The organism is Bacteroides clarus, assembly GCF_015555825.1.
Lineage (GTDB): Bacteria > Bacteroidota > Bacteroidia > Bacteroidales > Bacteroidaceae > Bacteroides > Bacteroides clarus.
Map to the genome: position 1 here is coordinate 49755 of NZ_JADNLF010000003.1, position 23132 is coordinate 72886.

Annotated in this window: 21 protein-coding genes; 7 read left to right on the forward strand and 14 right to left on the reverse strand. The window is 43.3% G+C overall.

The window, feature by feature from the left end; translation table 11 throughout:
- Positions 1-599: 599 nt before the first annotated feature.
- Positions 600-1619 (reverse strand): DNA polymerase III subunit delta, encoded by a 1020-nt coding sequence (gene holA, locus I2F54_RS04260; protein ID WP_195500594.1) that lies wholly within the window; start codon positions 1617-1619, stop codon positions 600-602.
- An 11-nt stretch (positions 1620-1630) separates the two neighbouring features.
- Entirely contained in the window at positions 1631-2407 is a 777-nt protein-coding gene (locus tag I2F54_RS04265) for an AMP nucleosidase (protein ID WP_022219100.1), read from the reverse strand.
- A 96-nt stretch (positions 2408-2503) separates the two neighbouring features.
- Here I2F54_RS04265 and I2F54_RS04270 point away from each other — a divergent pair, with 96 nt between their 5' ends.
- Positions 2504-2953: a type I restriction enzyme HsdR N-terminal domain-containing protein gene (locus I2F54_RS04270; protein ID WP_009120908.1), complete on the forward strand. Its 450-nt coding sequence runs from the start codon at positions 2504-2506 to the stop codon at positions 2951-2953.
- A 79-nt stretch (positions 2954-3032) separates the two neighbouring features.
- Here the strand turns inward: I2F54_RS04270 and bla are convergent, their stop codons facing one another.
- From bla to I2F54_RS04315, 9 genes are all read right to left on the reverse strand, one after another.
- The gene (bla, locus tag I2F54_RS04275) at positions 3033-3950 is read right to left on the reverse strand and encodes a class A beta-lactamase, subclass A2 (protein ID WP_195500595.1); all 918 of its coding nucleotides are present in this window, start codon (positions 3948-3950) and stop codon (positions 3033-3035) included.
- Between the two features lie 72 nt (positions 3951-4022).
- Complete coding sequence (locus tag I2F54_RS04280) at positions 4023-7142, reverse strand: efflux RND transporter permease subunit (RefSeq protein ID WP_118468682.1); 3120 nt, start codon at positions 7140-7142, stop codon at positions 4023-4025.
- A gap of 41 nt (positions 7143-7183) precedes the next feature.
- A complete protein-coding gene (locus I2F54_RS04285) occupies positions 7184-8281 on the reverse strand; it encodes an efflux RND transporter periplasmic adaptor subunit (RefSeq protein WP_009120911.1) in 1098 nt (365 codons plus the stop codon).
- An 18-nt stretch (positions 8282-8299) separates the two neighbouring features.
- Positions 8300-9733 carry an efflux transporter outer membrane subunit gene (locus I2F54_RS04290; protein ID WP_118468686.1) on the reverse strand — a complete coding sequence of 478 codons (1434 nt, stop codon included), beginning with the start codon at positions 9731-9733 and terminating at the stop codon, positions 8300-8302.
- Between the two features lie 79 nt (positions 9734-9812).
- A complete protein-coding gene (locus tag I2F54_RS04295) occupies positions 9813-10643 on the reverse strand; it encodes a zinc ribbon domain-containing protein (RefSeq protein WP_022219106.1) in 831 nt (276 codons plus the stop codon).
- A gap of 5 nt (positions 10644-10648) precedes the next feature.
- On the reverse strand, positions 10649-11743 hold the full coding sequence (locus tag I2F54_RS04300) for a Nif3-like dinuclear metal center hexameric protein (protein ID WP_118468688.1): 1095 nt from the start codon (positions 11741-11743) through the stop codon (positions 10649-10651).
- Positions 11744-11787: 44 nt separating this feature from the next.
- Complete coding sequence (locus tag I2F54_RS04305) at positions 11788-12594, reverse strand: ABC transporter permease (RefSeq protein WP_118468691.1); 807 nt, start codon at positions 12592-12594, stop codon at positions 11788-11790.
- A 140-nt stretch (positions 12595-12734) separates the two neighbouring features.
- Positions 12735-13013 (reverse strand): hypothetical protein, encoded by a 279-nt coding sequence (locus I2F54_RS04310; protein ID WP_022219109.1) that lies wholly within the window; start codon positions 13011-13013, stop codon positions 12735-12737.
- Between the two features lie 22 nt (positions 13014-13035).
- The gene (locus I2F54_RS04315) at positions 13036-13656 is read right to left on the reverse strand and encodes an ABC transporter ATP-binding protein (RefSeq protein WP_022219110.1); all 621 of its coding nucleotides are present in this window, start codon (positions 13654-13656) and stop codon (positions 13036-13038) included.
- A 101-nt stretch (positions 13657-13757) separates the two neighbouring features.
- On the opposite strand from I2F54_RS04315, the gene I2F54_RS04320 reads away from it, so the two are divergent.
- From I2F54_RS04320 to I2F54_RS04330, 3 genes are all read left to right on the forward strand, one after another.
- Positions 13758-14297, forward strand: coding sequence for a ferredoxin domain-containing protein (locus I2F54_RS04320; RefSeq protein WP_009120918.1), 540 nt, complete (start codon positions 13758-13760; stop codon positions 14295-14297).
- A 167-nt stretch (positions 14298-14464) separates the two neighbouring features.
- Positions 14465-15580, forward strand: coding sequence for an agmatine deiminase family protein (locus I2F54_RS04325; RefSeq protein ID WP_195500596.1), 1116 nt, complete (start codon positions 14465-14467; stop codon positions 15578-15580).
- 34 nt (positions 15581-15614) lie between these two features.
- Entirely contained in the window at positions 15615-16499 is an 885-nt protein-coding gene (locus I2F54_RS04330) for a carbon-nitrogen hydrolase (RefSeq protein ID WP_022219112.1), read from the forward strand.
- Between the two features lie 15 nt (positions 16500-16514).
- On the opposite strand, the gene I2F54_RS04335 is transcribed toward I2F54_RS04330, so the two are convergent.
- The 3 genes from I2F54_RS04335 to I2F54_RS04345 form a co-directional block, all read right to left on the reverse strand.
- Entirely contained in the window at positions 16515-16895 is a 381-nt protein-coding gene (locus I2F54_RS04335; RefSeq protein ID WP_009120921.1) for a GtrA family protein, read from the reverse strand.
- A gap of 20 nt (positions 16896-16915) precedes the next feature.
- Complete coding sequence (gene aspS / locus I2F54_RS04340) at positions 16916-18673, reverse strand: aspartate--tRNA ligase (protein WP_195500597.1); 1758 nt, start codon at positions 18671-18673, stop codon at positions 16916-16918.
- Positions 18674-18866: 193 nt separating this feature from the next.
- Positions 18867-19910, reverse strand: coding sequence for a diacylglycerol/lipid kinase family protein (locus I2F54_RS04345; protein ID WP_009120923.1), 1044 nt, complete (start codon positions 19908-19910; stop codon positions 18867-18869).
- 206 nt (positions 19911-20116) lie between these two features.
- Between I2F54_RS04345 and spt the strand changes: the two genes are divergently transcribed.
- The 3 genes from spt to I2F54_RS04360 all read left to right on the forward strand — a co-directional run bounded on the left by spt (position 20117) and on the right by I2F54_RS04360 (position 23080).
- A complete protein-coding gene (spt, locus tag I2F54_RS04350; protein WP_009120924.1) occupies positions 20117-21304 on the forward strand; it encodes a serine palmitoyltransferase in 1188 nt (395 codons plus the stop codon).
- A 98-nt stretch (positions 21305-21402) separates the two neighbouring features.
- Positions 21403-22209: a M48 family metallopeptidase gene (locus I2F54_RS04355; RefSeq protein WP_009120925.1), complete on the forward strand. Its 807-nt coding sequence runs from the start codon at positions 21403-21405 to the stop codon at positions 22207-22209.
- Between the two features lie 184 nt (positions 22210-22393).
- On the forward strand, positions 22394-23080 hold the full coding sequence (locus I2F54_RS04360; protein ID WP_118045656.1) for a hypothetical protein: 687 nt from the start codon (positions 22394-22396) through the stop codon (positions 23078-23080).
- The last annotated feature ends 52 nt before the right edge of the window (positions 23081-23132 follow it).

A 23132-nucleotide genomic window follows, 5' to 3' on the forward strand; every position in this document is an offset into this window, starting at 1 on the left:
ATCTTTATAATCTATTGATATAATAAAATGTTTTATATCTCAGATTTACAATGTTATAGCTTTTAATTTTAATACGGTTAACCATTTATACAATAAAAATGTAATAATGTATATCGTGTTTGTAAATAAGTGCTTTTACAAATATATTTCTATTGTTGTATTTATGTTTGTAATATGATATAGTTGTAATATGTACCTTTGTGTATTCTGATTTTTACATAAGTAATATATCATGGTTGTATCATACAACTATTCTCTCATTAAGTTTACTAAACTTAATGAGGAGCATACTCTTTCTTAAATGAAAATGGGTGACAAAATAGAAATGGGCTAATCTTCTATTACTTTGTAATGTAATAATAATAAAATCTTTGCTTTCTTTCAATATAAAAGTCCGAATGGTTGGAAAAAAAAGATTCTCAGAGGCTTATTTTTAGCGTATTTTATTGTATTACAATTTATTATCTCTTTTTCTACACCGTTGAGGAATCATGATAATAGAAAAAAAGGGGGAAATCCCCCTAAATGTGACAATATGATATAGAAATGAGTTATTTTTATATTTCCTCCTTTTATATAAAGAGAAGCAAATGTGGAAATCAATGTAAGATTTTAAAGACCAACTCCCGCAAGAGAGCTCCGTCGTTTAATGAAGAGTTTCCTACTCCTTTAGATTTGGCATCTGCATATCGTATTTCTCCAATGATTTGCATGGTCTTTACCCCATTATATCTCCGCATGGCATTAAGATATTCACGAGACTGCCATGGACTCTTTAAACCTAAGAATGCGGCAATGCCCTGCTCAGACTTTTCAGGAGCATAATAAGCTAACATTAAATTGGAAAAGAAGCCAAAAAGTAAAGATAAAGTCATTTGAATTGGATTGGTTTTCGGATTTTCTTCAAAATATTTTATTATTCTATTAGCCTTTAAAACATCCTTTTCTACAATGGCGCTACGAAGTTCAAAGTTATTATAATCCTTACTGATTCCTATGTTATGCTCTATCTGTTCGGGGGTGACGCGTGTCTGACCTTTTGGAAGTGTAATAATCAGTTTCTCCAGCTCACCGGTAAGGCGGCTGAGGTCGGTTCCCACAAAATCAGCAAGCATGGAAGTTGCTTTGGGTTCAAGATCTACTCCCTTACGCTTCATATAAGATGTGATGAATGCCGGTAGTTGGGCATCTTTTACTTTTTTGGACTCAAACAGTATACCGGACTTCTCTATTTCGGCAGCAAGCTTTTTCCTTCTGTCCAATACACCATGTTTGTGGCATATTACCAATATGGTGGATAGCAAGGGCTTTTGAAGATAGTAGGAAAGTTCCTCCATATTGCGTATGTTTTGTGCTTCCTTCACTACTACTACCTGGTGTTCGGACATCATTGGATAGCGTTTGGCAGCATTGATGATTGTAGCCACATCTACATCTGCGCCGTATACTACGGTTAAGTTGAATTCCTTTTCGGTTTCGTTCAGTACATTATCTGTTATATAGCCTGAAATGAGATCGATGTAATACGGTTCTTCTCCCATTAAATAATAGATAGGGCGGTATTGTCCGGTTTTCAACTCCTTTATGATGTCGTCACATGTAATATCTTGCTTTGCCATGTTTCTTGGTTTTACCAGTCGAATTTCAGATGTTTTACCGTTTTCTTTTCATCAATAATCATACGTAGAGATGCAATACCGATTTCAACATGCTCTGTTACATAGTTTTGAGTTACTATGCTATCGCTTTTATCAGTCTTGACGCCTTCCGGAATCATGGGCTGGTCGGATACTAATAGCAAGGCGCCGGTTGGAATATGGTTGGCAAAACCGCAGCTGAACAAGGTTGCCGTCTCCATATCAACTGCCATGGCACGGGTTTTCTTGAGATATTTTTTAAAATCTTCATCATGTTCCCAAATGCGACGGTTGGTGGTGTATACAGTACCTGTCCAATAATCACGGGCATAGTCACGAATGGCGGACGAAACGGCACGCTGTAACATAAATGCCGGCAATGACGGTACTTCCGGCGGAAAATAGTCGTTTGAAGTACCTTCACCGCGGATAGCGGCGATTGGAAGGATAAGATCTCCTATCCTGTTTTTCTTGTCTATGCCTCCGCACTTGCCCAGAAACAGACAGGCTTTGGGTTGGATGGCGCTTAATAAATCCATGATAATGGCGGCATTAGGGCTTCCCATTCCGAAGTTGATAATAGTCATTCCTTCCGCGCTGGCAGAAATCATATTGGCGTCCTTACCAAGAATGGGAACATTGAATTTTTCGGCGAAAATTTCTACATACTTGTTGAAGTTGGTCAACAGAATATACTCTCCAAAATCTTCCAGGTTACGTTTTGTGTAACGGGGTAGCCAATTAGCTACGATTTCTTCTTTTGTTTTCATAAGATTTCATTAAATTTGTTCCCTAAAGTCGTTAGGAAGCGATTATTTAACTCACAAAAATACAATAAAAAAGTAAAAACAAGAAATTAAAGTAGAATGTTCTCACTGAATCTGCCTGCGTTTGATGCCAAGATTGTTGTAAGGGATGGAAAAAGGAGTATTTTTGATGTTATCCGTCGCCGATATGTTGCCTTGACTCCGGAAGAGTGGGTACGACAGCATTTTGTGCACTTTCTTATGGCACATAAGAGTTATCCGCAGGCGCTTATGGCAAACGAAGTGCAGGTACAGTTAAACGGTACTAAAAAACGTTGTGATACAGTTCTTTATAGACGAGACCTTACAGCGCGTATGATTATAGAATATAAAGCTCCCGAGGTAGAAATCACCCAAAAGGTTTTCGATCAGATTACCCGCTATAACATGGTATTGAAAGTGGACTATCTGATAGTGAGCAATGGTATCAGGCATTATTGCTGCCGTATGGATTATGAGCGGAATGGCTATACTTTCTTACAAGATATTCCTGACTACACAAGCCTTTGAATTACTCACCAAACGAATCATACTCACTCCGGGAGTGAAAGGCATTCAGTTACGGGATGAATATGGTTCAGCCCTATACTTATCTCTCTCCCTCTTGGGAGATATAGCTTTCAGATAAGTATTCATCGTATACCATCCGGGAAATACGGGCGATAATAGCGGCATTTTCATCGTCTGTCTCACGTGAATTCATTACAAAAACGGCGATATAATACTTCTTTCCGTCAGGCATGATTACGACTCCGGCATCATTATCTGCAATTTTCACACCTTCCGAATTACGGTCGGAAGAGCCTGTCTTATGCCCTACAATTGCGTTGGAAGGCAATAATCCCTTCAGTTTATTGCTTCCGGTACTGGTTGCTATCATGGTATTCCATAAAAAATTCTTGTATATGGGATCGAATAGTTCCTTTGTGTCAGCTATTTCCAGTAATCGTACCATTTCAGCGGGAGTACTCCAATTCAGATATGTCTTTGAGGGATTCCGGTGCATGGAATCTTCCGTTTCGGACAGATTAAAATTGCAGATACCTAACTTGTTAATATACTGATGGATATGCCCTATCCCACCGGCATATTCTATGAGGATGTCGCAAGCATTGTTATCACTTAGCGAGATGCTGTATCGTAAAAGCTCTCCTAATGAGATATCGAGATCTTGATTGGGATACTTTTGCCGTAACGGACTGTAAGTATTTGGCTGCAACTGAGATGCTTTTACATGAACGATATGGTCTAATGGAGTTCCCTGCTTGTTCATCTTGTCCAATACAGCCAGTGCTACGTGGAATTTGAATACGCTTAGCAACGGATAGTTCATCTTGTTGTTGTGCAGCAGGATTTTGTTCCGGTCTGTCAATACAGCCACGCCTACCATGGCTTTCTTTCCTTTAAGGAAATCGTCAATTTTGCTTTCCAATGTTTGCTGTTGTGCTTGCAAAGCGATGCTCATGCTGAAACACAACACATATATTAAAGTATATCTAAGTCCCATATTATTAATTTCATACATTTGCTCAATCCGCAAATGTATGAAATTAATTCAAAATAAGGAAACTGGACTTTTTTATTTGGCTATATTCTTTCCGAACTTTTCTTGCAGCTTTTGCATCAGTTCATAGAAATTGGGAATATAAACCGTTGCAAGTAATGTATTTAGCGCCATACCGAACACCACTGCCGCTCCAAGAGCAACACGGCTTCCCGCCCCTGCCCCTGTGGCAAACAGAAGTGGCATGACTCCCAGCACAAATGCCAATGAAGTCATCAGAATAGGACGAAGCCGGATATGTCCCGCCTGGAATGCAGCGTCACGGATACTGTTACCTTGTGCACGGAAATCACGTGCGAATTCTACAATCAGGATACCGTTCTTGGCGGATAGCGCCACTAACAGGATTATACCGATTTGAGTGTAGATGCTGACCGGAGTTCCCATTACATAACACCCCAGCATTGCGCCGAGCAATGCTACCGGAAGCCCCATTACGGCAGATACCGGGCTGGTCCAGCTTTCGTATTGTGCGGCGAGTACGAGGAAAGCCACTAATAACGCCATGATAAAGACGACAGTTGTAGTTGTTCCTGCCTGTGTCTCTTGATAGGCAACGGAAGTCCATTCGTAGCCGAATTCATTACCGAGTTGATTCTTTATCAGACTCTCCGCTTGCTTGATAGCTTCTCCGGAGCTACTTCCCGGAGAAGCATTGCAGGTAATGGATGCGGTAGAATACATATTATACCGGTTGATTTGGTCCATACCCAGTTGTTCGTCTATCTGTGTGAAAGAAGAGAAAGGGACCATCTCTCCCGAAGCATTAGATACACTTAATTTGAGTACGTCGTCAATAACACGTTGGGCACGGTCGCCAGCTCCCAATTTTACTTGGTAAATGCGTCCGAACTGTACATAGTCGTTAACGTAGGCTTCCCCCATATAATATCCTAAGACGGTGAAAACGCTGTTCAACTGTATGCCCATTAATTGCACTTTGTCTCGGTCTATATTCAGGAAATACTGAGGAACATTTGCTTGATATTGGCTGCTGACAGATGTCAAGGCCGGATACTCACGATAGTGCTCCATTAAATTTTCTACGGCACGCTGCATTTCGGTAGTACCGAGATTGTTACGGTCTTCCAATTGCAGTTGCAGCCCGCCGGTGGCACCCAGCCCGGGAATGGCGGGCGGAACCATTGCAAAGACTTCAGCTTCCTGAATACCGTAGGCTTCCATATTGAAACGGTCAACGACGGCCGATGCCGTATGTTTCTTCCCTTTGCGTTCATTCCAGTTTTTCAGGACAACGAAGTAGGTGGCTGCATTACTCTGTTCTCCCCCGCCCATAACGGAAAAGCCGGATATTCCGATATAATTCTTTACTTCGGGATAAGTGTCGAGCAAAGCATTGATTTGTTTTCCCACTGCTTGCGTGCGTTCCAAGCTTGATGCAGGTGGAAGTTGCACAACAGCGAGGAAATATCCGTCATCTTCTTCCGGTATAAAAGTAGAGGGCCACTTAACGAACAGCAATACAGCGATTATCGTAAATACAGCATAGGAAGCCATTGCGGCAAAAGGCCGTTGCAACAAATAGCCCACTGCTTTGTCATACACTCCTTGCGTCTTGTCGTACAAACGGTTAAATCCTTTATACAGAGGAAATTTCGAGGGTTTGGTGGGTTGAAGCATTAATGCGCAGAGTGCAGGTGTCAGAGTCAGTGAGTTGATACCGCTTAATACGGTACTGGCTGCAATGGTCAAGGCAAACTGTTTGTACAACTGTCCTGATATTCCGCTGACAAGGGTGGTAGGGATAAATACGGCAAGCAATACTAAAACCACCCCCACGATGGGGCCTGTAATCTCTCCCATTGCTTCCGTTACAGCTTGCCGTGCCGTATATCGCCCGGTATCCAACAGACGCGTGGAGTTTTCTACAACCACAATAGCATCATCCACTACGATGGCAACCGCCAATATCAGTCCGAATAGTGTTAATGTATTGATAGAGAAACCGAATAACGACATGATTGCCAGCGTACCAATCAGTGAAACAGGTATCGTGATACAAGGAATGATGACAGCCCGCCAGTTTTGTAGAAAGAGGAAGATTACAAGCACTACCAATAGCGTTGTTTCAAAGAAAGTCACCATTACTTCGTCAATGGATGCATGGATAACGTCTGTTGTATCGAGCGTTACATTATACTGTATGCCTGCCGGGAAATTCTGCGATAACTCTTGCATCTTTGTTTTGACACCTTTTGATACGTCCAATGAATTGCTTCCCGGTTGCTGGTAAATGGCGATGGCAGCTGTAGGTTTTCCGTCTAGCTGAGAGACGACACTGTAAGATGCCGAGCCCAGGTCTATATGGGCTACATCACGCAGACGGAGAATCTTTCCGCCGCTTTCCGTACGAAGGATAATGTTACCGAATTCCTCGGGTGAAGTCAGCCTCCCTTTTACAGTCAGGCTGTATTGATAAGCATTTCTGTTGTCATTTCCGATAGGCTGTCCTACGTTTCCGGCGCTAACCTCTACATTCTGCGCCTGAATAGCCTGATAAACATCTGCCGGTGAGAGATTACGGATACGCATAGCGTCAGGGTCGAGCCAGATGCGCATGGAATAGTCTCCTGCTCCCATTACATTGAGTGCACCCACACCGGGTACACGGGTCAATTGATCCACAAGATTCAGTTTGGCATAGTTGCTGAGGTAAAGACCGTCGTAATTTTTGTTGTCGGACTTCATTGTCAGGAACATAACGATATTGCTGGACTGCTTCTGCACCGTAACTCCTTGTACCACTACAGGGGCAGGCAGTGATGATTGCGCCACACTGACTCGGTTTTGCACCTGTACGGTAGCCATGTCAATATCTGTACCTACTGCAAAAGTAATGGTAAGCGAATATGCCCCCGATGAGGATGAGTTGGAAGACATATAAAGCATCCCGTCTACTCCGTTGACTTGCTGCTCGATAGGAATACCGACGGTTTGAGCCACCGTCTGCGCATTGGCTCCGGGATAAACAGCACTCACCTGTACGGTAGGCGGTGTAATGTCCGGGTATTGCGCAATGGGCAGAATGCCTAGCGTGACCAATCCCGCCACGACAATGAGCAGTGCCAGTACAGTTGCGAATATAGGACGGTCTATGAAGAATTTTGAAAACATAATTCCTTGTTTTTTTTGAATGGTGATATATACAGTGTGAATTATTGGACGGGGTTTATCCGCATGCCGTTTCTGACTTTCATCAGGGCTTTCGTTACATACCTTTCCTGCGGGGAAATTCCTTGTTTTATTTGCCGCAGACTGTCCCCTATCAGTTGTCCTGTCTCGATGTGACGGTAGTGCACGATGTCCGAATCATTGACTACATACACGTATTTACCCAGTTGGTCTGTACCGATAGAGGCATCAGGTATGAGGATTGCATTTTTCTGTTTTCCATAAGGTAGTGTGATGCTGACATAAAGTCCGCTTTTCAAGATACCTTTGGGATTATCCAGTCGGGCACGAATATTCAGTGTGCCGGTATTCAAGTCTACATTGGGCGAAAGATAATCCAGCTGTGCCGGATAATTCAGTATGCCGTCTTTCCCCAAGCTGACATTGACCTGTTTGGGAATGCTTTCCCCCTGCTGTATCAGCATGGCAAGCCATTGATTATCTGCTACATTAAAATAGGAATACAGATGATCGTCTTTATAAATGGTAGCCAAGGTTACAGGTTGCGCACTGCCGTTTATATAACTTCCCGCATCTGCAAGGTTGCGACTGATTGTTCCGTCGAACGGAGCACGTACCGTACAATAACCCAAGTTGGTGCGTGCTGTATTCAATGCAGCTTCGGCATTACTTACGGCTGCCAGTGAAGTAGCCACATTCGATTTGGATTGCAATACCTGTATCTGACTGACGGCATCCGTTTTTGCGGCTTCCTGCATACGGGCATAATTGTTCTGCGCATATTCAAGATTGGCCCGTGCCGTATTCAGAGCCGCCTCCGCCTGTCGCACATTATCTTGATAAACAGTTGGTTCAATTTGGAAAAGCACTTGTCCTTGATGTACCCGGCTACCGGGTGTATAGGCTACGGTTTGCAGCGTACCACTGACTCTGCCTACTAAATCTACCGTTTTTTCAGAGGTCAGATAGCCGGGGTAGTTTTTAGTAAGTGTAATGTCTTGTACACTTGGACGGGCTACGCTGATTTCCGGAGCAGGCATTGTATGTGCCGCTTCTTTTTTATTCCCGCATCCTGCCAATAACGGTAGGACAAGCAGGGCGATGTACATTTGATTTTTCATATATGGTTCGGTTTAAATTTAGAGATTAGTGATTTCATATCCTCCTCCCAATGCTTTGTAGAGCGATATAAGCTCTTGCAGTGAGTTACCCTGAGCATGTGTCAGCTGATTTTGATAAGTCAGCAATGAGCGGAGGGCGTCCAGAACGTTTTGAAAAGGGGTCAATCCCTGCTTATAGAGGTCTAATGATAGTTTTAAAGTTTCTTCTCCCTGATTGCATACTTCGCGCAGGGCAACAATCTGCTTGATAGAATTACGGTAACCGTTCATGGCATTATCAGTTTCCTGCACGGCTGTGAGCACTGTTTGATTAAACTGATGGATGGATTCATCCAATTGCGCACGTGCCAACCGGGTCGCATTCACCAGTTTTGTACCGCTGAACACGGTCCAGCTAAGACTTGGCGCAATCTCAAATGTCATGCTGTTTCGTTTGGTAAGATTCTTCAAGTCATGAGAAGAGTAGCCTACGGAACCTTTTAGAAAAACCTGCGGTAGCCAATCGCTTTTAGAAGCTCCAAGTAAGGCAGCCTGTGCATTGACTTGCCGTTCGGCCTGCCGGATATCCGGGCGGCGAAGTAGCAAATCGGCCGGAATGCCGACACCTACGGGTTCCATATAATCGGGGAGTTTACCGTTTTGCTCCAATGTGGGGCGAATGTCTTGAGGATAAGTTCCGAGTAAAATGGCCAGAGTGGTAATATATTGATTAATACCGGATTCCAGTTGAGGAATAGATGCTTTGGTGCTATAGTATACAGACTTGGCTTGAGACACATCCAGCTTGGATACCAATCCAGTTTTATAGCGGACCCGGGTAATTTCAAGCACTGCCGCTTGCGTATTGCAGTTATGGGTGACGACATTTAATTCTTGCTGTAATTCACGTAGCCCGATGTAGGCTGACGCTATTTGTGCACACAGTGAAATCATAACAGAGGTGTATTCTTCTTTGCTGGCGGCAAAATTTTCCCGCTGCGCTTTTACCCGTTGCCGGATATTTCCGAATATATCCAGTTCCCAACTTGCATTGAGCGAGGCACTGTATGCTCCGGTTATGGATTGTGGCACTTCACTTACGTTACCGCTACTTTGCTGACGTGCCCATCCACCATTCAAGGAAACGGAAGGAAAGAAACTCCCCCGTTCTATTCGCCAATTGGTTTTCGCCATATCCATGCGGTCTATGGCTGAAAGAACTGAAAAGTTCTTGGTGGATGCCGTTGTTATCAGTGAATCGAGCATCGGATCATCAAAAGCCTTCCACCATTTGTCATTTACGGGTTGTATTTGGCCGTCGAACATATTATCGTCTCCGGGGATGGCATGAGCAGTTTCGGTTCCCCAGCCTTGTGGAAGCGGTTTCTCCAAGTAGCGGCTGCTGTTCTGTGCCCATGCCGCAAAAGAAAAACATAGGACGAGCAATGTACTGCTCCAAGCTTTTATATTCATAAAAAAAGGTTTAGGTTGTTATTTTATGGGATTGATAACAACCTAAACCTTTATTTGTTTATCGCGATTCTTGCGGAATTTATTCAGCGTCTGCCGCTTTCTTTCTGCTTCTTGTCGGCTTTTCCTTTACCGGTTCTTCTTTCACTTCGGGAGTGATACCTGCCAGTTCAGGGTCAATCATAATACGTCCGCAATATTCGCAAACGATGATTTTCTTGCGTGAACGAATATCCAATTGTCTTTGGGGCGGAATTTTGTTGAAGCAACCGCCACAAGCGTCACGCTGTACGTACACGATACCCAGACCATTACGTGAGTTCTTGCGGATACGTTTAAAAGATTGAAGCAAACGCGGCTCTATTTTAGTTTCGAGCTCTTTAGCCTTGTCTCTCAGTTTTTCTTCTTCCTGCTTGGTCTCTGAGATGATTTCGTCCAATTCATTCTTCTTTACGTCCAGGTCTTTTTGCCTTTCTTCCAAAGCAGCGGTACTGTCTGCAGCTTCCTGAGATTTAACTTCTTCATCAGCGGAGAATTCTTTAATTCTCTTTTCGCAAAGTTCAATTTCTAAAGTTTGGAACTCTATTTCTTTACTCAGGAAGTCATATTCGCGGTTGTTGCGTACATTTTCCTGTTGCTCTTTATATTTAGCTACAGAAGCCTTTGCTGTTTCGATTTCCACTCTCTTGGTTGCGATAGCGGATTTCAAATCGGCAACTTCCGACTGGATTCTTTCGATGCGGGTACTCAAACCGGCAATTTCATCTTCCAAGTCTTGCACTTCCAAAGGAAGCTCGCCTCTCAACGTCTTGATTTCATCGATTTTAGACAACATAGTCTGTAGTTGGAACAAGGCTTTCAGTTTTTGTTCCACTGTCAATTCCTGGGGATCTTTTTTTGCTTCTTTAGCCATTTTAATTACATGTATTTTATGGGATTTGTATTCACTTTACTCTGTTGAACCTCAACATTAGGAAACAACTCCCGGATTATTGTATAAAATATTTCTTTTGTATATTGTTCGCTTTCGTAATGCCCTATCTCCGCCAACAGGATATCTGTATCATGGCCGAAATAATCGTGATATTTTATCTCGCCAGTGATGAAGACATCTGCATGGTTACGTATGGCAAGCGGCATAAGGAAAGCACCTGCACCACCACATAGAGCAACGGTTTGTATCTCGCGTCCGGTCAGTTTGTTGTGTCTCAGGCAACCTGCTTCAAAGGTTTTCTTGATACGCTTTAAGAATTCCAACTCGGTTTCCGGAGTTTCCAATTCGCCGATAACGCCTGCTCCGGCCTGTTGCCAAGAGTTTTGCAACGGATATAAATCAAATGCAGGCTCCTCGTATGGATGTGCGGTAAGTAACGCTTTTATCATTTCCGCTTTTCGGTAAGTTGGCAGAATGGTTTCGATACGCACTTCTTTTTCCACATGCAGTTCACCGATTTCCCCACAATAAGGATTGGCGCCTTCACGGGCACGGAACATCCCCTCACCTTCCACATTGTAGCTGCACGAATCATAATTGCCTACACATCCGCATCCGGCAAATGCCAATGCCGCGCGTACTTCTTCTGCCCGGTCTGTAGGAACAAATGTGACCAACTTCAGCAAAGCGTTTTCTTTAGCTTCCAGTACACGTACATTCTTCAATCCTATTTTCTCGGCAATCTTGAAATTTACTCCTTCCGGCGCATTATCAAGGTTGGTGTGGGCGGAATAAATGACAATGTCGTTCTTGATGGCTTTCAAGATACAACGTTCCACATAATCCTTTCCTGTAATGGATTTATAACCTTTAAAAATGAGCGGATGATGCGATATAACAAGATTATATCCTAACGCAATCGCTTCATCCAATACGGCTTCAGTAACGTCAAGACACAACAAAGCCCCTGTTGCTTCCGCATCTGTCAATCCTATTTGCAGGCCGGCATTATCAAATCCGTCTTGCAATGGCAGAGGCGCGAACCGTTCAAGGGCGCTTACTATCTCCTTAATTTTCATTATCAGTAGAAAATTTGGTTGCAAATATACGAAAAAGTAGCGAACTACGGTTTACTTTTTACTTTTTTTTCTATCATGACAGGTTGTAACTTTCCGTAAGCGTCGAAAGACTTACGCGAAGCCAATGAAATGGTTATCATCAGCGAAAGCATAGATGCCGTAAATGTGATAACCATAATCATCATCTGATATTTGATAGCGACATTCGGACTGCTCCCACCCAATATCTGTCCGATCATTGTTCCGGGAAATGCGACCAAGCCCATGACGGAGATATTGGCGATGAGCGGACTGAATGCCTTGATAATGGCCTGACGGATAAACGGTGCTTGCGCTTCGGTACGGGTAGCCCCGTTGCCAAGCAGATAACGGTAAAGTTGCTGTTCGCGTTTCAATCCGCTATAATAAGTATTTAGGGCTATGACATTGCTGGATAGCATATTCCCCATCAGTATGCCGAAAATTGGAATGAAATACTGGGCACTGAACATATTTTCAAGACGCAGCACGATTCCTATGAAATACATTCCCACACATGCCACACTACACAGAAAGCCTATGGATATAGGTATCAGTAATATCTTGCGTTTCAGTTGTGTGCGTGCCAATGCCGTTTGCGAAGCTACGAGTATCATGACGATTACCCATAGAAAATTAATCCACGGATTATTCCACAGAAAAAGGAATTTCAGATAGACGCCGATGAAGAAAAGCTGCACAATCATACGCGCCGTACCGATGAGAGTTGCACGCAGCAGACCTGTCTTGAACTTCCATATATAGAATAAGGGTATTAATAGTAGAAGTAGTCCGATGCCCAGGCTGAGGTATGATATGTCGATAGTTCCCATAAATATTTCCGATAGCTTGTAATGCAAAGGTAGCGCTATTAATAAATTACGGAAGAATTTATTAATAAATTTCCAGGAATTTATTAATAAATCTTGGAAAATTCATTAGTATTTCGGTAGGCCTTTTTTTTCTTATGGAATTAGCGGGTAAATATGAAAACCAATACAGACGCAGTAAGAATACAAATTCCCATAATAATCAACATCATCCGCACGGTGTACCTCTGCTCGGAATATTCCTTTTGCCGGGTAAGTCTGGTTATCTTTTCCATGTCTTCTGCTGTTGTGTTTCGTGGCATACCATGCCCTTTGTACATTTTATCTAAACGTTCATTGAGACGTTCCCGGCGAAGAAGACGTAAATTGCGATTCTCCTTATCACGGCGTATCATATCAAAGACAAATCCGGCAAAACTCATGGTTTTATTTTTATCAGGTTGATTACATTATTATATGCCGGTCACATCCTCCGGTAAAATCTTTGTCGTGTGACACAGCCAGCACAGCGGTTCCCTTACGGGTTTGATGCCGTAAAAAGGCAAGTACTCTCTCCGTAGAGCCCGAGTCGAGCGCAGAGGTTGGCTCGTCTACGATGATTAAAGGTTTGTTAATCATGGAAGCTACGGCTATCATCATACGTTGGCGTTGTCCGCCGGATATCTCATTTACACGCTTATAATATAGTTCTCTTTCAAGTCCTAATTCCTCAAAGCAGTTGAATAATTGTGCTTCGGAAAACGGTGTGGTTCGATTGGCTTTTAGACCGAAAGGTAGTTGAATCATGTCTCTTACCCACTCTAATGGAAGTGCCAATTCTTGTGGAATCCAAGCTATTTGTTTGCGAATGAGGTCTATGCTGTTTTTATCCAATATGATGTTATTGACAGTAATACGTCCTTCTTTTAACGGAGTAAAACCCAGTATGGCATTGAGAAGAGATGTCTTCCCGCATCCCGACGAACCGGAAATGCTGGCAATCTCTCCCCTTTTCAATTGCAGGTTGAATTTGGAGAATAATATCTCATCACCGTATGCAATACTGGCATCCTCTATTTGTAGCATAAATAAATACTTTAGTCTTTATTGCAAAGGTAAGGAAAAAAGATTTGCAAAGATAACTTTATACTTTTATCTTTGTATCACTAATTAATTCAGGAAAAAGTATGATACAAAACGAACGGGATTGCCGCCATGAACATGTGCTCAATGTGGCGAGACAAATGATGACCGCCGCACGTACGGCGCCTAAAGGAAAAGGTGTAGATGTAATTGAAACTGCGCTGGTTACGGGAGAAGATTTGAAAAAGCTTTCGGAAAAAATGATTGCCATGGCCGAAGAGCTGGGCATGAAGTTCTTTCTTCGTGATGCTGCAAATGTCTTACAGGCCGAATGTGTCGTTATAATAGGTACGCGCGAGCAGGCACAAGGCTTGAACTGCGGACATTGTGGTTTTCCAACTTGTGCCGGACGTTCCGAGGGGGTACCATGCGCCTTGAATACAGTTGATGTGGGGATTGCCGTCGGATCGGCTTGCGCTATGGCCGCCGATATGAGGGTAGATACCCGGGTAATGTTTTCTGCGGGGCTGGCTGCGCAGCGAATGAATTGGCTGAAAGATTGCAAGGCTGTATTCGCTATTCCGGTCAGCGCATCTTCCAAGAATCCGTTCTTTGACAGAAAGCCTAAGGAAGAAAAGAAATAAATGTATTCCGAACCTTAAGTCGAGATATGGAAACGTAGAGCTGAGATTCAGAATTCTAAAGTAGAACTAGGGAAATGCAGAATAGGGCTTTACGAAGATTGAGATTCAGGAATATCGGTACTCGAGTTTCATTGCCTTACTTAACGAATTAAATGACTTAGAATGATATGGGATATTTTGTTGGACTTCCCCTGGGTGGAGGAACGGAAAAAGATTGCCAAGTGCGTTTTGGCAAGAATATGACCTTCCAGGTGGAAACACGTGCTCCTCACCTGCCTGCAGAATGGACTTTACAGAGCGGTATACAGCTTACATGGCCTCATGCGAATACCGACTGGGCTTATATGCTGGAAGAGGTACAGCAATGTTTTATTGCCATTGCTTCCGAAATAGCAAAGCGGGAGTTGCTGCTAATCGTAACTCCGGAACCGGAGGAAGTAAAAAAGCAAATCTCCATGACGGTCAACATGGATAATGTTCGTTTTCTGGAGTGTGAGACGAATGATACTTGGGCACGCGACCATGGAGCTATCACTATGATAGATACGGAAGGGCCTTCTCTGCTTGATTTTACATTTAATGGTTGGGGTTTGAAATTCGCTTCGGACAAAGACAATCAAATAACACGCCGGGCTGTTGAAACCGGAATTCTCAAAGGCCGATATGTGAACCGTTTAGGTTTTGTGCTGGAAGGCGGTTCCATTGAAAGTGACGGTATGGGAACATTGCTTACCACTTCGGAGTGCCTGCTGTCGCCTAACCGTAACGGTCAGTTAAATAAAGTGGAGATTGAGGAGTATCTTCGCTCCGCCTTTCATCTTGAACGGGTACTTTGGCTGGATTATGGATATTTGGCCGGAGATGATACGGACAGCCACATAGATACGCTTGTCCGTTTGTGCTCGCCGGATACGATTGCTTATGTGCAGTGCCGGGATGTGAATGATGAACATTATGAGGAATTGTATCGAATGGAAGAGCAGCTTAAAACGTTCCGAACACTCGCAGGAGAACCTTATAAACTGTTGGCACTGCCAATGGCTGATAAAATAGAAGTGGAGGGAGAAAGGCTGCCGGCTACGTATGCTAACTTTTTGATAATTAATGATGCAGTGTTATATCCTACGTATAATCAGCCGGAGAATGATATCCGTGCCAAAGAGGTGTTGCAAGAAGCTTTTCCCGGACATGAGATTGTAGGTATAGACTGTCGTGCTTTGATAAAACAACATGGTTCGCTGCACTGTGTCACGATGCAATATCCGATAGGAGTAATCAGATAGACAAAAAGAAAAACATTCAAAAGAAATATAGATTATGAGAAAAATAAAAGTCGGTATTATTCAGCAGGCAAATGTTGCGGATATGCGCATTAATCTGATGAATCTGGCCAAGAGCATCGAAGCATGTGCCACTCATGGTGCACAGTTAGTGGTGTTGCAGGAACTGCACAACTCACTCTATTTCTGCCAGACGGAGAATACCCAACTGTTTGACTTGGCGGAACCTATTCCCGGACCGTCAACCGGTTTCTATTCAGAGTTGGCGGCTGCCAACAACATTGTATTGGTAACCTCGTTATTTGAAAAACGCGCTCCGGGTTTATATCATAATACGGCTGTTGTTTTTGAACGTGACGGAAGCATTGCCGGGAAATATCGCAAGATGCACATTCCGGACGATCCGGCTTATTATGAAAAGTTCTATTTTACCCCCGGAGATTTGGGATTTGAACCTATACAGACGTCTTTGGGGAAATTGGGCGTTTTGGTTTGTTGGGACCAGTGGTATCCCGAAGCTGCTCGTCTTATGGCGCTGAAGGGAGCCGAATTACTGATTTATCCTACCGCTATCGGTTGGGAAAGCAGTGATACAGATGATGAGAAAGCCCGTCAGCTCAACGCATGGATAATCTCTCAGCGTGGACATGCCGTAGCAAACGGTCTTCCGGTTATTTCGGTGAATCGTGTGGGACATGAACCCGATCCTTCCATGCAGACAAACGGTATCCGGTTTTGGGGAAATAGCTTTGTGGTTGGGCCGCAAGGTGAATTTTTGGCACAAGCAGGTAATGAACAGCCGGAAAATATTGTAGTGGAAGTGGATATGGAGCGTTCGGAGAATGTTCGCCGTTGGTGGCCGTTCTTGCGCGACCGCAGAATCGATGCTTATGAGGGATTGACCAAACGCTTCTTAGATTAAAGGAAAGGAATACTTTTATTTGAACGTGACCTTTCTGTTCATCAAGAAGTTAACTCCGCCATATACAAATAGTCCCAAGAACTGGGCGAGATATTCATCACAATTCAACCCCTCTACCAATCCGATGAGGAAAAGGAATTGTGCGCAATAAGCCATTCCGAAGGCTATGGAAAAGAGCAGCACTTGTCGCCAAGTGTTGCTCTTTTTTTCTGTTGGGAATATCCAATACTTGCACCAGATAAAGTTATGAGTCTGTGCCAGTATATATGCAGTGACATTGGAGAGCATGTAATTAATATCCAATCCATCCATCATTATCCAGATGGTGATTGCTGTTATTAAGGCGTTTAGCGTACCGATTACTGCAAAACGGCAAATACGTGTGGACTCTTTCACTCTCTCCTGTTCTCTGGTTTTTATTCTTTTACCTCAACAATAAGGTTCAGTTCATCCAATTGCTTTTGGTCGATGGCCGAAGGCGCATCCAACATGACATCGCGGCCGGAGTTATTCTTCGGGAATGCAATGCAGTCACGGATACTGTCGAGGCCGGCAAAGATGCTTACCCAACGGTCAAGGCCGTAAGCCAAACCGCCATGAGGAGGTGCGCCGAATTTGAAGGCATTCATCAAAAAGCCGAACTGTTCTTCAGCCTTTTCCGGTGTGAAGCCCAATATTTCGAACATCTTAGCCTGCAATTGGGCATCGTGGATACGGATAGAGCCACCCCCCACTTCAATACCGTTACATACCATATCGTAAGCATCGGCGCGAACAGCCGCAGGATCTGTGTCCAACAAAGGAATATCTTCATCCTTCGGATGCGTAAACGGATGATGCATAGCCATTAAGCGACCTTCTTCTTCACTCCATTCAAACATGGGGAAGTCGACTATCCAAAGCAATGCAAACTTATTCTTGTCGCGTAAGCCTAATTGATTACCCATTTCAAGACGAAGTTCGTTCAGTTGCTTGCGGGTTTTCATTACATCATCACCGCTCAAGATAAGAATCAAGTCGCCGGGTTTTGCGCCAAAGGCTGCTTTCATATCTTGCAGAACTTCTTGTGTATAGAACTTGTCGACACTCGATTTTACAGTACCGTCAGCTTCTATACGGGCATATACCATACCCTTTGCTCCGATTTGCGGTTTCTTTACGAATTCGGTCAAGGCGTCCAATTGTTTGCGGGTGTAGCTTGCGGCGCCTTCCGCACAAATACCGCCGATATATGCGGCATTGTCGAATACAGAGAAACCATGGCCTTTCATGATGTCCATCAATTCCACAAACTTCATACCGAAGCGTAAATCGGGTTTGTCGCTTCCATAATATTTCATGGCATCCGCCCAAGGCATCCGCTGGAACGGTTCTGTCAACTCAACACCACGAATTTCCTTGAAAAGGTACTTTGCCATACCTTCAAAGAGCTCGATTACATCGTCTTGTTGTACAAAAGACATTTCACAGTCGATTTGTGTAAATTCCGGTTGGCGGTCGGCACGGAGGTCTTCGTCACGGAAACATTTCGCGATTTGGAAGTAGCGGTCAAAGCCTGAAACCATCAGTAATTGCTTCAATGTTTGAGGGCTCTGCGGCAGTGCATAGAATTGTCCCGGGTTCATACGTGAGGGAACAACAAAGTCGCGCGCGCCTTCCGGGGTGGAACCGATGAGAAGAGGAGTCTCTACTTCAATGAATCCTTTGCTATCCAGATATTTACGTACCTCGATTGTCATTTTATGACGCAACTCCAGATTCTTGCGTACTGCGGCGCGGCGTAAGTCCAGATAACGGTATTTCATACGGATATCATCGCCGCCGTCCGTATTATCTTCGATTGTGAAAGGCGGAGTTAAAGCTGAATTAAGTATATTCAGTTCTGAAACAATGATTTCGATATCTCCCGTAGGAATATTTTTGTTTTTGCTGAAACGCTCATTTACCGTTCCTACTATTTGAATTACGAATTCACGGCCCAAGCGGTTGGCCTGCTCGCAAAGTTCGGCATCTACTTCTTCATTAAATACTAATTGGGTGATTCCGTAACGGTCGCGAAGGTCTACGAATGTCATACCTCCCATCTTACGGCTGCGCTGTACCCAACCTGCCAGCGTCACTTGCTTATTAACGTCGGAGATACGCAATTCTCCACAGGTGTGTGATCTATACATATTATTATATATAACTTTATAATTTATTCTTTTGGCTATACAATGCCCTTTACTGCATAAATATCATGCAAAAATACATAAAACATATTACAGACGTATCAAAACAGAAGAGTTTATTTTAAAAAACAACCGTATCTAGCAGTTGATAGTAAAATTATCAATCCTAAAACAGCTGCAACGTCACTCGTAGAGTTTAATTTTTTCTGAGTCTTTTTATTTGTTCCTTGCCTTTATCCAATATCCTTCTATTCGTATGGGTAATGTCTTCCATTATGGCTTCATTTATTTGTTTCAGGCCATTGATGTAATCCTGGGCACGTTGCAATACGTTTGAAGTGTCTTTTTCGGCATTCTTGGGTACAATAACCTGTAAGCCCCTTTTGAGGATATTCACATCGATGTTTTCTCCCATCATCATCGGGTCTCCATCGAAATGTATCACTCCCGGTTTGGAACGGTGAATACGAAGTGTTTTACAACGGAAAGTCTTTATACGGCTGTTTTGGTCGATAGTCTTGTTGAACAACTGGAATGATAATGCCGGTACGTCCAATACGGTAAAAGGCTCCAAAATAGTAACATCCAGCAATCCGTCATTTAACGTGGCCTGTGGGGTTATATAGGCGTTATTTCCATATTGTGAGGCGTTGCCGCATGCTATCAGGAAAGCTTTGTATCGCGAGGTACTGCCATCCATCTCCAACTCATATGTTTCCGGCTTGTACTTGAGGCTTTCAAGCAGTGTCTTCTCCAGATATATGAGCGGGCCTCTCCTGCCGGCTTTGGAAAATTGCAGACTGACAAATGCGTCGAATCCTACTCCGCAGGTACAGAAAAAAGGAACATCATTGATTTTACCATAGTCAATGATATCTATCAATCCCTCATTGATAATATCAATTGCTTTTTTTGCCTCCATGGGAATCTGCAGATGGCGTGCCAACCCGTTGCCGGAACCGCATGGGATGATGCCCAATGCCGTTTTGGTGTGCACCAATGAGCGTGCTATCTCGTTGATTGTTCCGTCTCCGCCGATGGCAACAACGGCAAAAACCTCTTCTTTAGCTTTCCGGGCGGCTATTTCAACGGCGTGCCCCGCCCATTCCGTATAAATTACTTCCGGTATGTAGCGGCTCTTATCCAGCTTTTCATCGAGCCATTTCAATATTTGCTCCTTACCCTGCGTACCGGATATGGGATTTATTATAAATGATATTTTCTTTTTACTATCGTCCATTTAAACGGATATTACTATGGGGTTTTCTGTCATGCAAAAGTAATATAAATCCTTTAAATTTTAACCATATGAATCTCTTAAAACGAGTTAGAGCAGATTTTTTAGAGTAAATGGAACAGATAACAACATATTTTGCTATCTTTGCCCCCTGTTTTTAAGAACTTGTTTTTAATAGAATTAAATATTCATTATATAAAAGACATTTCATGGGTTTACTGCAAGACAAATTCGCGAAATATGATTTGCCGCAACAATTTATGGCAAAAGGGGTATACCCTTATTTCCGCACAATTAACAGCCACCAGGATACAGAGGTGATGATGGATGGCAAAAAGGTTCTGATGTTCGGTTCGAACGCATATATGGGACTGACATACGACAAACGAATCATTGACGCTTCAATAGCTGCCACTGAAAAATATGGTACAGGTTGTGCCGGTTCCCGTTTTCTGAATGGTACTCTTGATATACATGTTGAATTGGAAAAGGAATTGGCCGAATTCGTAGGCAAAGACGAAGCTCTTTGTTTTTCTACCGGTTTTACTGTAAATGAAGGTATTATTCCCGCGGTGGTAGGACGTGGTGATTACATTATTTGTGATGACCGTGACCATGCTTCTATCGTAGACGGACGCCGCCTTTCTTTCGCTACACAATTAAAGTATAAGCACAATGATATGGAAGACCTTGAAAAGGAACTCCAGAAGTGTGAGCCGGATGCCGTAAAGCTGATTGTTGTAGATGGCGTATTCTCAATGGAGGGTGATTTGGCTAATTTGCCGGAAATCGTTCGTTTGAAAAAGAAATATAATGCCAGTATTTATGTGGACGAAGCTCACGGTTTGGGTGTATTCGGTAAGCAAGGCCGTGGTGTTTGCGACCATTTCGGAGTGACCGAAGATATCGACCTGATAATGGGAACTTTCAGTAAGTCATTGGCTTCTATCGGCGGTTTTATCGCGGGTGACAAAGATGTCATCAACTGGTTGCGTCACAATGCCCGTTCTTATATATTCCAGGCAAGCAGTACGCCTGGAGCAACGGCTGCAGCCCGTGAAGCTCTCCATATTATTAAATCAGAACCGGAACGCATTCAACGCCTATGGGATATTACCAATTACGCATTGAAGAGTTTCCGTGATGCCGGTTTTGAGATTGGTGAAACCGAATCGCCTATCATACCTTTGTATGTGCGTGATACGGAGAAGACATTTGTCGTAACGAAGATGGCTTTTGATGAAGGTATCTTTATCAATCCGGTAATTCCGCCTGCATGCGCTCCTCAAGATACATTGGTACGCGTAGCATTGATGGCTACTCATACTAAGGAACAGGTAGATTATGCCGTTGAGAAGTTGACTAAATGCTTCAGGGAATTGGGAATAATCAAGTAAAAGAATGAAGAATTAAAGCAAAGATAAAAGCCGTTTAATCGTGGGTCGGTTAAACGGCTTTCTTTTATAAAATAATCCATTAAAACAAACCAAACAACATGAAAAAACAAATTCTGATTTTCGCCGCTATTGTATGCGGAATGACTTACACTACAACTGCTTATGCGCAGTTTAAAATTGGCGGTAAGAAAATAAATGTAGGTAAGGTTGTTCAGGCCGGCACTGATGCCGCTAAAGCTATAACTCTTTCGGATGCGGATATTGCAGCTATGAGCAAGGAGTATATGCAATGGATGGATACTCACAATCCTTTGACCAAACCCGATACGGAGTATGGTAAGCGTCTGGAAAAACTGACCGGGCATATTAAAGAGGTGGATGGTCTGAAAGTAAACTTTGGCGTTTATGAAGTTATCGACGTGAACGCTTTTGCTTGCGGTGACGGCAGCGTACGTATTTGCGCCGGGTTAATGGATATTATGACGGATGATGAAGTGATGGCTGTGGTAGGTCATGAGATAGGCCATGTAATTCATACAGACTCCAAAGATGCTATGAAGAGCGCTTATCTTCGTTCTGCAGTGAAGAATGCCGCAGGCGCTGCAAGCTCTACCGTATCAAAGCTGACTGATTCCGAGTTAGGCGCTATGGCGGAAGCTTTGGCGGGTGCGCAATACTCCCAAAAGCAGGAAACGGAAGCGGACGATTACGGTTTTGAATTTTCTATAAAGAATAATTTGGATCCTTATGCCATGTATAATGCTTTGAATAAACTGCTGGAACTTTCAGCGGAAGCTCCCAAGGAGTCTAAATTCCAAAAGATGTTTTCATCTCATCCGGATACGGCGAAACGAGTAGCTCGTGCTAAGGAGAAAGCTGATGAATATATGAAAAACAAGCAATAAGAGATTGTATTCCCAAATTACAGAGAGAGGCAGGATTTCATTTGAATGCTGCCTTTTTTCTTGATAATAAAAGGATAAAACGTACTTTTGCTTTGATTTACCGGTTTTGCTTGTCTGGTTGCTTTGATATTGAATTTATTTTAGTATGTTTGCTGTTATTATTAATGAAAAGCACAACATTTGAATGAAAAAGCAAGATTTCCTTTTCGTTTTCGTCCTAATCGTAATCTTCTTACCTTTTTTCGTGAGTGATGCGGTTTACGGCTGGTATAAGTCTTTCAATGCCACACATGGTATGGTAATGAGTTTCCTGAAATTCGGAGTGCTTGCTACTTTAGGTGAGATGCTGGGGCTTCGCATCAGTGCCGGAGTATATAACAGAAAAGGATTCGGAGTACTTTCCCGTGCGGTTGTATGGGGTATTTTAGGGATGGGAATCAATATGGCGATGATTGTCTTTTCTAAAGGTGTGCCGCAGTTTATGGAGTATATGGGGATGGCGGATGCCTCGGCGATAATTAACGGCGGTTTCTGTTTGGACAAGTTATGGATTGCTCTGGCTATATCTGTTGCCATGAACACAATCTTTGCCCCTGTATTCATGACATTTCACAAGATAACGGATACACATATTCTGGATTGTGGCGGTTCGCTTCGCAGTCTTATTACCCCTATCCCGATGACGCGTATCATTACGCATCTTAATTGGGATGCGCAATGGAATTTTGTTTTTAAGAAAACGATTCCTTTTTTCTGGTACCCCGCCCACACCATTACTTTCTTGTTACCGGGCGAGGTAAGAGTTTTGTTTGCCGCTATTTTGGGTGTTGTGCTCGGGGTGCTGCTGGCTATTGCTGCAAGAATGAAATAATGGTTCTTTGGGTATAAAAAGGAAGGGGAATACGGACTGTTGCGCATTCCCC

Excerpts from the sequence above, each read along its gene's own strand:
- I2F54_RS04280 (WP_118468682.1), bottom strand. The coding sequence starts at position 7,142 with ATGTTTTCAAAATTCTTCATAGACCGTCCTATATTCGCAACTGTACTG.
- I2F54_RS04285 (WP_009120911.1), bottom strand. The coding sequence starts at position 8,281 with ATGAAAAATCAAATGTACATCGCCCTGCTTGTCCTACCGTTATTGGCA.
- I2F54_RS04295 (WP_022219106.1), bottom strand. The coding sequence starts at position 10,643 with ATGGCTAAAGAAGCAAAAAAAGATCCCCAGGAATTGACAGTGGAACAA.
- I2F54_RS04320 (WP_009120918.1), top strand. The coding sequence starts at position 13,758 with ATGATACAAAACGAACGGGATTGCCGCCATGAACATGTGCTCAATGTG.
- I2F54_RS04305 (WP_118468691.1), bottom strand. The coding sequence starts at position 12,594 with ATGGGAACTATCGACATATCATACCTCAGCCTGGGCATCGGACTACTT.
- holA (WP_195500594.1), bottom strand. The coding sequence starts at position 1,619 with ATGGCAAAGCAAGATATTACATGTGACGACATCATAAAGGAGTTGAAA.
- I2F54_RS04330 (WP_022219112.1), top strand. The coding sequence starts at position 15,615 with ATGAGAAAAATAAAAGTCGGTATTATTCAGCAGGCAAATGTTGCGGAT.
- spt (WP_009120924.1), top strand. The coding sequence starts at position 20,117 with ATGGGTTTACTGCAAGACAAATTCGCGAAATATGATTTGCCGCAACAA.
- I2F54_RS04270 (WP_009120908.1), top strand. The coding sequence starts at position 2,504 with ATGTTCTCACTGAATCTGCCTGCGTTTGATGCCAAGATTGTTGTAAGG.
- I2F54_RS04310 (WP_022219109.1), bottom strand. The coding sequence starts at position 13,013 with ATGAGTTTTGCCGGATTTGTCTTTGATATGATACGCCGTGATAAGGAG.
- bla (WP_195500595.1), bottom strand. The coding sequence starts at position 3,950 with ATGGGACTTAGATATACTTTAATATATGTGTTGTGTTTCAGCATGAGC.
- I2F54_RS04345 (WP_009120923.1), bottom strand. The coding sequence starts at position 19,910 with ATGGACGATAGTAAAAAGAAAATATCATTTATAATAAATCCCATATCC.
- I2F54_RS04355 (WP_009120925.1), top strand. The coding sequence starts at position 21,403 with ATGAAAAAACAAATTCTGATTTTCGCCGCTATTGTATGCGGAATGACT.
- aspS (WP_195500597.1), bottom strand. The coding sequence starts at position 18,673 with ATGTATAGATCACACACCTGTGGAGAATTGCGTATCTCCGACGTTAAT.
- I2F54_RS04300 (WP_118468688.1), bottom strand. The coding sequence starts at position 11,743 with ATGAAAATTAAGGAGATAGTAAGCGCCCTTGAACGGTTCGCGCCTCTG.
- I2F54_RS04290 (WP_118468686.1), bottom strand. The coding sequence starts at position 9,733 with ATGAATATAAAAGCTTGGAGCAGTACATTGCTCGTCCTATGTTTTTCT.
- I2F54_RS04265 (WP_022219100.1), bottom strand. The coding sequence starts at position 2,407 with ATGAAAACAAAAGAAGAAATCGTAGCTAATTGGCTACCCCGTTACACA.
- I2F54_RS04315 (WP_022219110.1), bottom strand. The coding sequence starts at position 13,656 with ATGCTACAAATAGAGGATGCCAGTATTGCATACGGTGATGAGATATTA.
- I2F54_RS04325 (WP_195500596.1), top strand. The coding sequence starts at position 14,465 with ATGGGATATTTTGTTGGACTTCCCCTGGGTGGAGGAACGGAAAAAGAT.
- I2F54_RS04360 (WP_118045656.1), top strand. The coding sequence starts at position 22,394 with ATGAAAAAGCAAGATTTCCTTTTCGTTTTCGTCCTAATCGTAATCTTC.